The sequence below is a fragment of the Maledivibacter halophilus genome (genome assembly GCF_900167445.1).
Taxonomy (GTDB): Bacteria; Bacillota; Clostridia; order Peptostreptococcales; family Caminicellaceae; genus Maledivibacter; species Maledivibacter halophilus.
This window is the reverse complement of sequence record NZ_FUZT01000008.1, coordinates 47141-58442: the sequence shown is the minus strand read 5'-3', so window position 1 is coordinate 58442 and position 11302 is coordinate 47141. Positions and strand designations below refer to the sequence as shown.

General features: G+C 32.1%; 9 protein-coding genes. 6 read left to right on the top strand and 3 right to left on the bottom strand.

From position 1 onward, the window contains the following. Window positions 1-5: 5 nt before the first annotated feature. The 3 genes from pulA to glgB all read left to right on the top strand — a co-directional run bounded on the left by pulA (window position 6) and on the right by glgB (window position 5782). Window positions 6-1895, top strand: coding sequence for a type I pullulanase (gene pulA / locus B5X81_RS15665; protein ID WP_079493025.1), 1890 nt, complete (start codon window positions 6-8; stop codon window positions 1893-1895). A gap of 82 nt (window positions 1896-1977) precedes the next feature. Continuing rightward, on the top strand, window positions 1978-3702 hold the full coding sequence (locus B5X81_RS15660; protein ID WP_079493024.1) for a phospho-sugar mutase: 1725 nt from the start codon (window positions 1978-1980) through the stop codon (window positions 3700-3702). A 178-nt stretch (window positions 3703-3880) separates the two neighbouring features. Further along, window positions 3881-5782, top strand: a complete 1902-nt coding sequence (gene glgB / locus B5X81_RS15655; RefSeq protein WP_079493023.1) for a 1,4-alpha-glucan branching protein GlgB — start codon at window positions 3881-3883, stop codon at window positions 5780-5782. 89 nt (window positions 5783-5871) lie between these two features. On the opposite strand, the gene B5X81_RS15650 is transcribed toward glgB, so the two are convergent. Beyond that, entirely contained in the window at window positions 5872-6228 is a 357-nt protein-coding gene (locus B5X81_RS15650; protein ID WP_079493022.1) for a helix-turn-helix domain-containing protein, read from the bottom strand. A 152-nt stretch (window positions 6229-6380) separates the two neighbouring features. Here B5X81_RS15650 and B5X81_RS15645 point away from each other — a divergent pair, with 152 nt between their 5' ends. The 3 genes from B5X81_RS15645 to B5X81_RS15635 all read left to right on the top strand — a co-directional run bounded on the left by B5X81_RS15645 (window position 6381) and on the right by B5X81_RS15635 (window position 8756). Beyond that, window positions 6381-6554 carry an aspartyl-phosphate phosphatase Spo0E family protein gene (locus B5X81_RS15645; protein WP_079493021.1) on the top strand — a complete coding sequence of 58 codons (174 nt, stop codon included), beginning with the start codon at window positions 6381-6383 and terminating at the stop codon, window positions 6552-6554. 398 nt (window positions 6555-6952) lie between these two features. After that, a complete protein-coding gene (locus B5X81_RS15640; protein ID WP_079493020.1) occupies window positions 6953-7981 on the top strand; it encodes a Na+-transporting methylmalonyl-CoA/oxaloacetate decarboxylase subunit beta in 1029 nt (342 codons plus the stop codon). A gap of 190 nt (window positions 7982-8171) precedes the next feature. Further along, entirely contained in the window at window positions 8172-8756 is a 585-nt protein-coding gene (locus tag B5X81_RS15635) for a GrpB family protein (RefSeq protein ID WP_079493019.1), read from the top strand. Between the two features lie 75 nt (window positions 8757-8831). On the opposite strand, the gene B5X81_RS15630 is transcribed toward B5X81_RS15635, so the two are convergent. After that, on the bottom strand, window positions 8832-9677 hold the full coding sequence (locus B5X81_RS15630) for a polysaccharide deacetylase family protein (RefSeq protein ID WP_079493017.1): 846 nt from the start codon (window positions 9675-9677) through the stop codon (window positions 8832-8834). Window positions 9678-9882: 205 nt separating this feature from the next. Next, complete coding sequence (locus B5X81_RS15625; RefSeq protein WP_079493016.1) at window positions 9883-11214, bottom strand: helix-turn-helix domain-containing protein; 1332 nt, start codon at window positions 11212-11214, stop codon at window positions 9883-9885. Window positions 11215-11302: the final 88 nt, after the last annotated feature.

Here is an 11302-nt window from a genome sequence, read left to right as displayed (position 1 = left end):
GCTTGATGGAAAATAGTAAAATAGAGGAATATATTTATAAAGGTGATGATTTGGGAGCCAGCTATCATAGGGATTATACCCTATTTAAAGTCTGGGCTCCTACTCAGGATGATATTAAAGCTATTATTTACGACAATCACAATGATGAGTATGGCGAAATATATCCTATGATTAAAGGGAAAAATGGAGTATGGAAATTAAAGCTGAAGGGAAATTATAAAAACAAATACTATAACTATATTTTAAAAGAGGGTATCTGTGAAAAAGAAATTCCCGATCCCTATACTAAAGGATCCACTGTCAATGGAGATAAAGGAATGATTGTAGATTTTGACTCTATAAATCCCAGGGGCTGGGAAGATCATAAAAGATCTAAGCCGGTAAAGTTAAACCAATCAGTAATTTATGAAACTCATATTAGGGATTTTTCAGTTCATGAATCTTCAGGCATAAAAAATAAAGGGAAGTTCCTTGGTCTCACAGAGATAGGAACAAAGAATAAGGCTGGATTATCAACTGGGGTTGATTATTTAAGGGAGCTTGGAATTACCCATGTCCATTTACTGCCTATATTTGATTTTGCCAGTGTAGATGAGAGAAATGTAGGGGAATACAATTGGGGGTATGATCCTTATCTTTACAATGTACCTGAAGGCTCCTATTCTACTGATCCCTATGATGGAAGAATAAGAATAAACGAGCTTAAAAAAATGATAATGACCCTCCATCAAAATGATATAATGGTGATTATGGATGTGGTATATAATCATGTTTATGAAGCTGAAAATTCTTCCTTTAACCTACTTGTTCCAGGGTACTATTTTAGAAGGGATGAAAAGAGCAGCTTTACAAATGGTTCAGGATGTGGAAACGAAATAGCTTCAGAAAGACCAATGGTTAGAAAATTTATAATTGATTCTTTAAAATTCTGGGCAACAGAATATAAAATAGATGGATTTAGATTTGATCTCATGGCCCTCTATGATAAAGAAACTATTTTGGAAATTGAAAGGGAGCTTAGAAAAATAGATCCCTATATTCTAATTTATGGTGAGCCCTGGGTTGGTGGAGCTTCAGCTTTGGATAAAGGGCTCAGGTTTACAAAGGGAAGTCAAAAAGGTATAAAAATAGCTCTATTTAATGATGATTTTAGAAATGCTATAAAAGGAGATAATGATGGATGGGGTCTGGGATTTGTAATGGGAGAATGGAATTTGGAAAATGAGATTAAAAAAGGAATTGCAGGAAGTATAGATTACGATTCTATAATAAAGGGATTTGCTGGGGAGCCTATTGAAACTATAAATTATGTAAGTTCCCATGACAATCTCATACTTTATGATAAAATAGAAAAAGTTAAGGGTGAAGTTAGCCCCGAAGAAAAAGTTAAAATTAACAGACTGGCATTATCTATAATTCTGACATCTTTTGGGATACCCTTTATACAGGGGGGAACAGAGATCTTAAGAACAAAACAGGGGAATCATAACAGCTATAATGCAGGGGATGAAGTGAACGGAATAGACTGGAACAAGAAAACCGAGTATCTAAAAAACTTCAATTACATTAAAGGTTTAATTAAACTTAGGAAAAAACAAAGAGTAATGACCCTTGAAAGCTCTGAAGATATAAGAAAATATTTGAAGTTTCTTGATTCTCCAAGGCATTCTGTGGCTTATCTTTTGAACTCTCCTTACAAAGAGGATTATGATTATATCCTTATTGTACATAATGCCAATTTATATGAAATAGTTATAAAGCTTCCTCTTCAAGGCCGGTGGAGGGTGATAGCCAATGAATATGAAGTTAATGAATGTGGAGTTTCGGTGGGGGTTGAAAGCTTTATAGATGAAGTAAAGGTAAGTCCCTTATCGACCTATATACTTTATAAATAAATGGGAAAATTGCATAATTAAAGTTCTTTACATATATTATGCAATTTCCTCAAATATTAAATTGCTAATTAGGGGGATTTATATGAACTATATGGAAAAGTATGATGAATGGATTAACAGCTCATATTTCGATGAAGCTACAAAGAAAGAGCTGTTAAGTATAAAAAATGATAAAGAGGAAATAGAAGATAGATTTTTCAGGGAGCTTGAATTCGGAACAGGTGGGCTTAGAGGGATAATTGGAGCGGGAACAAATAGAATGAATAAATATAATGTAAGAAAGACTACCCAGGGACTTGCAAATTATATATTAAAAAATGTAGATGATGCAAAGGAAAAGGGTGTAGTGATAGCCTATGATTCAAGATATAAATCTCCAGAGTTTGCCAGGGAAGCAGCCTTAGTTTTAAATGGAAATGGAATAAAATCCTATGTCTTTGAGTCCCTTAGAACAACTCCCGAGCTTTCCTTTGCAGTTAGAGAGCTTAAAAGCGCAGCAGGTATAGTTATAACAGCAAGTCATAATCCTAAAGAATACAATGGATATAAGGTCTATGGTGAGGATGGAGCTCAATTGGTTCCCAGGTTTGCCAATGTAATTATAGATGAAATCAGAAAAATAAATGATTTTAGTGAAGTAAAGTATTTAGATGAAAGGAAAGCTCTAGATAAGGGATTATTAAAGATAATAGGAAAAGAAATTGATGATAAGTATATAGAAAAAGTAAAGTCATTATCAATAAGAAAAGATGTAATAAAGAAAATAAAGGATTTTAAAATAGTTTATACACCCCTTCATGGAACAGGGGCTATGCCTATAAAAAGAGTTTTAAATGAGATAGGATTTAAAAATCTTATTGTGGTACCAGAGCAGGAAGTGGCCGATAGCAAATTTTCCACGGTAAAATATCCAAACCCTGAAGAATATAATGCCTTTGAGCTTGCAATAAAACTTGCCGACAAAGAAAAGGCCGATATTATTATAGGAACTGATCCCGATTGCGATAGGGTTGGAGTTGTAGTCAAAGACAATGGTGGAAAGTACCAGGTGTTAACTGGAAATCAAACCGGTGCCCTCCTCATAGATTATATTTTAGCTTCCATGAAAAATGTACCGGAAAATAGTGTTATTATAAAGACCATAGTAACATCTGAGCTTGGAGCAGCAATAGCTGAAAAATATGGATTAGAGACCTTAAACACCCTTACAGGTTTTAAATTTATAGGTGAAAAAATTAAAGAATTTGAAGAAAGACAGGATAAAAATTTTATATTTGGATATGAAGAAAGCTATGGATATTTGGCAGGAACCTTTGTAAGGGATAAAGATGGGGTGATTTCATCAATGCTTATTGCTGAAATGGCTGCCTATTATAAATCTAGGAATATGAATTTGCTGGATGTATTGAGGAAACTTTATAGGGAATATGGATATTATAAAGAAGATTTGAAATCCATAACCCTTAAGGGAAAAGAAGGTCTTGAAAAAATAGTAAGAATAATGGATTCTCTCAGGAATAATCCCCCATTGGTTATTGAAGATTTAAGGGTGAAAATTATCAGGGATTATAAAGAAGGTAAAGCAAGGAATATACTCTCCAATACTGAAAGCTTTCTAGATTTGGAAAAGTCAAATGTACTTCATTTTACCCTTGAGGATGATTCATGGTTTGCAGTGAGGCCCTCAGGAACAGAGCCAAAGATAAAAATATATTTTTCAGTTGTTTCAAGGGATGAGAAAAAATCTATTGAAAAATTGAATATGTTAGAGACATTCATTTTAAAGAAAATTAATGAGATACAATAAATTTAGGCAAGAAATATCAGGTTTTTACCTGATATGACTTGTTTTTTGATGATTATAGATGTATGTTAAGAAAACTTAAGAAAGGAAGGAGCCTCTGAGGTTTTCTTCCCCCTTACATTTATATAGAGAGTTAAGTAAAGACTTTAATTTATTATGGTTATTACAGGGGGTTTGATAAATGGAAAATTTATTTATAGGTTATTTACATCCCAGTCCTTATGATATTTATCTATTTCATCAAGGAAATAATTTTGAAAGCTATAAATTTTTAGGTGCCCATTTAACAGAATATGAAGGTATTAAGGGAGTGAGCTTTACCCTTTGGGCACCAAATGCAAGAATGATAAAAATAGTTGGAGATTTTAACCGATGGAATGGACAGGGATTTGATATGAAAAAAATCGAAGCTTCCGGCATATGGAACATATTTATATCGGGGATTAATGAGGGGGAATTATACAAATATGAAATACATACAATGGATGATGAAGTTATATTAAAATCCGATCCTTACGGATTTTATTCGGAATTAAGACCGGGTACAGCTTCTAGAATAATAGATTTAAATAATTACCGGTGGAATGATTTAAAATGGATGGAGGAAAGAAAAGCTGATTATGATAAATCCATTAATATATATGAGCTACATTTAAGTTCATGGAAGAAGAAATGGGGAAGAGCGACTTATAAATATAATGAGATAGTAGAGGAATTAATAGATTATGTAAAGGAAATGGGGTATACCCATATAGAATTACTGCCGGTAAATGAACATCCCTTTGATGGATCATGGGGATATCAGGTAACGGGATATTATAGTATAACAAGTAGATATGGAAACCCCGGAGATTTTAAGTATTTAGTAGATAGATGTCATCAGGAGGGTATAGGAGTAATATTGGATTGGGTGCCAAGTCATTTCTGTAAGGATGAACATGGATTATATAAATTCGATGGAAAACCATTATATGAGTATGATGATCCCTTGATGGCGGAAAATATTGAGTGGGGCACTGCCTCCTTTGACTATGGAAAACCCGAAGTAATTAGTTTTTTAATATCAAATGCAGTATTCCTATTTGATATATACCATATAGACGGCATTAGAGTTGATGCGGTATCATATATGCTTTATTTAGATCATGGGAAAAAGGAAGGGCAGTTCAAGCTAAATAAATATGGGGGTAAGGAAAATATTGAGGCAATAGAGTTTCTAAAAAAACTCAACAAAACAGTTTTTCGGTATTTCCCAGATGCCTTAATGATTGCAGAAGAATCCACAGCTTGGCCCCTGGTAACGGCTCCTATATATTTAGGGGGATTAGGATTTAATTATAAATGGAACATGGGCTGGATGAATGATATGCTGAGGTATATGGAAATGGACCCTATTTATAGAAAGCATCATCATGATTTAATAACCTTTTCCTTTGTATATGCCTTTTCGGAAAATTATATACTTCCAATGTCTCACGATGAGGTTGTCCATGGGAAAAAATCCCTTCTTGATAAAATGCCTGGAGATTATTCGAAGAAATTTGCTAATCTTAGATTATTATATTCATATATGATAGGTCATCCGGGGAAAAAGCTGCTATTTATGGGGGGAGAATTTGGACAGTTTATTGAGTGGGATTATGAAAAGGAATTGGATTGGTTTTTATTTGATTATCCCATGCATCAAAAGCTTCATGATTTTGTAAGAATCCTTAATAGGTTTTATATTGAAGAAAGAGCATTATATGAACTTGATTGTAAGAGTGAAGGTTTTTCCTGGATAGATCATCAGAATAGTGAGGAAAGTGTAATAGCCTTTATGAGGAAGGGTAGAAAAGAAGAGGATTTTATAATAATTGTCTGTAATTTTACTCCCTTGCCGCGATTAAACTATAAAATAGGAGTTCCCTATAAAGGGAAATACGCAGAAGTTTTAAATAGTGATTTAGAAGAATACGGAGGCTCAGGGGTTAAAAATGAGGGGATTATTAAGGCTGAGGATGAAAACTGGCATAATCAGCCATATTCTATTAAGGTTAGTGTTCCACCCTTGGGAGCTTTGTTTATAAAGGGTGGGGAATAGAGAAATCATATAAGTGATACTATAAAGATAAATAAATTTTGCTGAAAGAATGTAGAAATATTCATTATTTCAGCAAAATTTTTTTTGATTTAAATCTTATTATCTCTTTTGGATTTTGCAGTTGCTATAACTTGTACAAAGGATTTTAAAACATCTTCAACCATGGGAAGATATTCATCGGGGATGTTACTTAAAATATCGCTTGCCAAAGTAGGAACATTATTAGTCCTCTCTCTGCCCATAAGAATATAATCTGCTGATATATTAAATCTGTCACAAATTTTGTATAAAGTTACATAGGACATGCCCTTCTTTCCATTTTCAATTTCTGCAAGGAACTGTGGTGATATATCTATTTGACAGGAAAATTCTTCACGGGTCATACCAAGGCGTTCACGTTGTTTTCTTATACGTCCACCCATCTTTGAGATTGATTCATTATGCATATTATCACTCCCTACAGCATAATCTTAACAACTGCTCTAAGATTTATACATAAGTTTAGAGTTGAAAAAATTACTCTTATAGCATATAATGGAATAAAGCTAATAGCTTATTTGATTTTATTAAAATATATCTATAGAAAGGGGTAATCTAGGTGAAAAAATCAGAAAAAAATCAAAAGGATTTAAAAAAGAAAATGGAAACTTTAAGATTGGCCCTAAATGAAATATATTTTACATATGGAAATACTAAGGAAGTTATAAAAATAAGTCAAGAGCTTGATGATTATATTACCATAGAGCAAAAAAGGAAATTAGAGATAAAATAATATTTTAAATATAAATCAAAGGAACACAGGTGTTTCTTTTAATGAATTAGAAATGAAATTGTTTATTTAGTAAGAAAAGATTATGAAGTATATAAATTTAGCAATACCTTTGCTAAAAAGTGATATAATATGAAGGGGATATTAGCTATAGAGAAAAATTTATGAAATGAGGAAATTTCATAAATTTAATTTGGCTGGGTTGCATATGCGAATATTATCCTTAATTTAATTATTTAGAATTAAATATATTTTGATGGTATAGCTTTGAAGATTTTAAACTATATGTAGTAGATAATTTTTGGGGAAGGTAATTATGCAATTTGCTCAAATAAATAAAAAATATTAGGAGAAATGAAAATAGATATTTTATATAAGTTAAATTGGAGGTAGATATACTAATGAAAACATATTATAGCTCCAGCCTGTGGTACAAAGGCAGAGGGCTTTGGGGATTGCCTCAAAGGGTGAATTGGTATTTTGAGCACAGGTCAGCTAAGTGCTGTATTCCTGTGGTATATAGATTCCAAAAAGGTATCGTTTTTGATATTATTACTTTTTTAGAGGAAGCAAAGCTCCGTGAATTTTTTGAAAAATATGAAGCTGAGGAGAAAAGGCTGACTCCTTTACAGCAGCGTTGTATAGAGCAAGAACATCCTTATCAGTCTATGGCAATTAAAGAAATATGTATAAACGGAAAGAAGATAGAAGGAAACTATTCCTCCAGCAGTGCTGTCAGCATACCCTGGGCAGGGAAGGATGATACACTAACACTGGTTGGAAAAGCATATGCGTCAATTATAAAGAATAGAACTTCCTTTGGTTGTCAACGCTTTTGTGTGCCATATCCTGAAACAAACTCCAAAGTGCAAAAGCTACTACGTTTTTTTTCTTTTATTCGAATAAAAAGCTTAAAATTATCTACCCATCCTGTGAAATGGTTTTTCCCATTGGATATTCATTTTGAAATACGAGATCAAGAGAGTCAAAAAAAGGTTCGTTTTATACACCCCAAAACGGGAATTACGCATACCCTGTACTTCCAGAATACAAGGTCTGTGGAAATGCCTATGGGAACAGATGAAAACCGAAATTTTTATATTATGCAGGCTATGTATGAAATAGAGCCTAAATTACCTCAAGGAGATTCTTTACAGTTTAGTAGCAGCATGCAATACATAGAGCCTTCAAAGAATCAATTTAGCCCTACCGCCGCTTCAGCCATTGGTATCATTGGCGGAGCATCAGGTCCTACAGCTGTTTTTACTGCAGGAAAGAATAAAGAGGAAGCAGTCAACCACGGCAGCCATGGATTACCTCTACACTGTTGTTTTTCTGTTCCAGGTTTTCATAGGGAAGATGCTTCTAATTTTGTTCTTGAAGGCATCAATACAAAGGTTTATGACAGCAAGGAATATGATTTTAGTTAATTTAGCAAATTGCATAATTACGTTCTGTAAAAACTATCTACTACATATAGTTTAAAACTCTCCAAAGACATACCATATATATTATGCAATTCTGCCTAGTTAGAATTATGCAATTTCCTCAATTGCTAACTGTTGGAGAGTAATTTCTCAACATATAATAATTAACTAAGGCTGATTGTGAGGTGATTAAATGAATAAGTCTTTAAGTGAAATGACAAATGAAGAGCTTTGGAAATTATTCCCTATTGTATTAAGTGAACATATGTCGATCTGGAAAGAAAACTATTTAACAGAAAAAACACTTATTAAGCAGACCCTTAGGCCACAAAATATAGTTAGAATAAATCATTTCGGCAGTACATCAGTACCAGGTTTAATTGCAAAGCCTACCGTTGATATTCTTCTTGAAATAGCTAATGATACGAATATTGAGAAGCTGAAATTGGATATACAGTCTATTGGATATATATACAGCGAGCAGCCTGAGAATCCGCCGCCCCATATGATGTTTATGAAAGGGTATACCCCCCAAGGCTTCAAGGAGCCAATTTACCATGTCCATGTTCGCTACAGCGGTGACTGGGATGAATTGTACTTTAGAGACTATCTTATAGCACATCCTGATGTTGCAAAGGAATATGGCAAGCTAAAAGTAGAATTGAAGAAAAAATACGAGCATGACAGAGATGGCTATACATATGCAAAAACTGACTTTATTCGTAAAGTTACAAAATTGGCACGTTTAGAGCTGAAAAAGAAATGGAAAGTAAAATAATATTTCAAACATAATTAAAGCAGCAAGTCCTTAATAAGAGGCTTGCTGCTTTATATTATAAATTGTCTCCCTGGGTTAAAAGAAAAAGAACTTTCTATCTACTATTTTTTTGAATTTATTTAAAGATATATTAGGTGTTATAACATATCTTTTTAACTTCAGTATATTATTTCCTGGTTTTACAGTTCCAGATTTTGTAGTAAAAGCCATTTTAAAGTTTAAGCTATTTAGTATATCTAATGTGTTTTTATTGTACTGTCCGTAAGGATAGGCAAAATAAGTGGTTTTCAATATTTCCTGTGTTTTTTTAAGATCATCATAGACCACATCTTCAGGTTTTCTAACTAAAAAGCTTTTATTATTAGCATCCAGCTTATGTAAGTTATTTGTGTGACTAGCATATTCAAACACGTCTTGTGCCTTTATCATTTCACTCCAAGATAAATATTGTAGGGTTTTTGGATCAAACTCAGTGGGTTCATTTGTAATTAATTCAGTAATCATAAAAATCGAAGCTTTAAAGCCGTATTCTTTTAAAATTGGATAAGCATATACATAATTACTTTTATATCCATCATCAAAAGTTATTACGACACTATTTTTTGGAAGTTCTATTTCGCCTTTTAAGAATTTTTCTAACTCATTAAGAGTAATAGTATTATATTTGTTATCGTGTAGGAACTTCATTTGTTCTTTGAATTTCTCCACAGACAAGATAGATTCGTTGTTAGGAAATGGGTTTTCCTCATTCTTTAAAATATGGTGATAACTTAAAATAGAAATGTTTTTAGCTATTTCTACTTTAGATGAATCTATTATTTCTTTGTTAGTGTGAAAAATATTTTTCCTTGTGAATCCTGAAAATAACATTAAAAGTAAAACCAAGAAAAAACCTAAATATATATAAGAATATTTTTTCATATAATAATCCTCTCATTCATATTAATTTTATTATATGCAGCATAAAGTATATTGTATCAGATCATAGTCAAATTTTGCAGAAATTTGCTTGTTTTAAGAAAAAATTAAGAAAAGAAGAGAGGATAAAGGTACCGGTTTGTTGATCTTATATGAAAAGTGTACCTGAAAATATAAACACCTTTACTTTCTAGTAAAATGTAGAGTTTTAAAATGATATTTTTACAATTCTACTTGGTCGCCCTGCACTGGACATCACCCGTTTACCCACAACCTTTGCATATCCCTTATTTTCTAGCTTTTTAAGTATTCTATTCATACTTCGTAATGTGACTCCAAAATGTTCAGCTAATTCTTTGGGGGTAAAGCAGTTTTTCTTATTTTGTTCTCTTATACAATGTAATTTAAAAATAGTATTTATACTTAATTTTGTTTCATTAGCTATATTATGAAAAGTCTCATCAATTAGAATTTCTTGTTGGTCATTTTTATTCTTTTCTGAAGTAATAGGACCAACATAATTTTTTCCATTATAGACAACAAAAGCCTTATGTCCTCCCTCTTTTTTAGCTCTTTGCATGCCTAGATTTGCGCCATATTTAGCTTCCCTTGCAGTAATGCCATATCCGATGCCTACACTAATAGTATTTAAAGTATTCTCAGATATTGTTTTCAAAAGATCAAGTTTTTGCAGGTCATTAGTTTCTCTTTCCAAGATCTTTTTAGTACAAAAAATGAGAAAACCTCTAATTCCAACTTCAACTACAGCTCCTTGGATCTTTTGAGCAAATAGATAAATATATTCTGAAACCTTCATTTTCTCAAACATGATTTTATATTCATTTTCGCTAATTAATGAGTATTCATTTGCTAAATCTATTTCAATTGACAATACGACAATTTGGCTGTTCTTATTAATGTTGGCTTCGTTTCTCAATTTAAAACGGTTTAAAGTCTGTTTTATAACATCAACTGTTGGATCTAAGGTAAAACAGGGAATGCCCTTGCTCTGAAGATAATCATAAACCATTGACAAACCAGTAATGCAACAAGAGACTTTATTCTCGTAAAAATTTTTTTCATGAAATGATTTTAAATAACTAAAAAAGTCATCGTCATATAAGCTTTGCTTAGCTACGAAAATATTTAATTGTTCTTTTTCGATACCAATTTCATCATATACCCTTAAAATCGTGTCTATATCAAAGGAATCAATGCTGATATTGAATATGTTTTTTTGATGTGTTAGTATGGCTTTCAAAAAGGTACTTAGAAGCTGACTATAATCTCTATGAATATAATCCCATGGTATTTTAGGAATCATTGCATTGATTAAGAGATTATAGAGAACAGGACCAGTAAAAATTATTCCGTCTAAATATTCTTCGTAGGATCTAATCATTTTACTAAATTCAGTAACATCAGGTATTTTATCTATCAAAACATTTACTATTTCTATATCTTTGAAATATATCTTTGCAGTTTCATTGATTTTTTTTATTCTTTTCTTACGACCTATGATTCCTAAATTTAATTTCATCAAGGACCTCCATTGGAATGGATTTTCTTAATATTATACAATAAAAATTCCAACAATTAAAGACAAATAAAAGACAATATACAGTCTA

Coding starts and splice junctions, on each gene's coding strand:
- pulA (WP_079493025.1), top strand. CDS start 6: ATGGAAAATAGTAAAATAGAGGAATATATTTATAAAGGTGATGATTTG.
- B5X81_RS15660 (WP_079493024.1), top strand. CDS start 1,978: ATGAACTATATGGAAAAGTATGATGAATGGATTAACAGCTCATATTTC.
- glgB (WP_079493023.1), top strand. CDS start 3,881: ATGGAAAATTTATTTATAGGTTATTTACATCCCAGTCCTTATGATATT.
- B5X81_RS15650 (WP_079493022.1), bottom strand. CDS start 6,228: ATGCATAATGAATCAATCTCAAAGATGGGTGGACGTATAAGAAAACAA.
- B5X81_RS15640 (WP_079493020.1), top strand. CDS start 6,953: ATGAAAACATATTATAGCTCCAGCCTGTGGTACAAAGGCAGAGGGCTT.
- B5X81_RS15635 (WP_079493019.1), top strand. CDS start 8,172: ATGAATAAGTCTTTAAGTGAAATGACAAATGAAGAGCTTTGGAAATTA.
- B5X81_RS15630 (WP_079493017.1), bottom strand. CDS start 9,677: ATGAAAAAATATTCTTATATATATTTAGGTTTTTTCTTGGTTTTACTT.
- B5X81_RS15625 (WP_079493016.1), bottom strand. CDS start 11,214: ATGAAATTAAATTTAGGAATCATAGGTCGTAAGAAAAGAATAAAAAAA.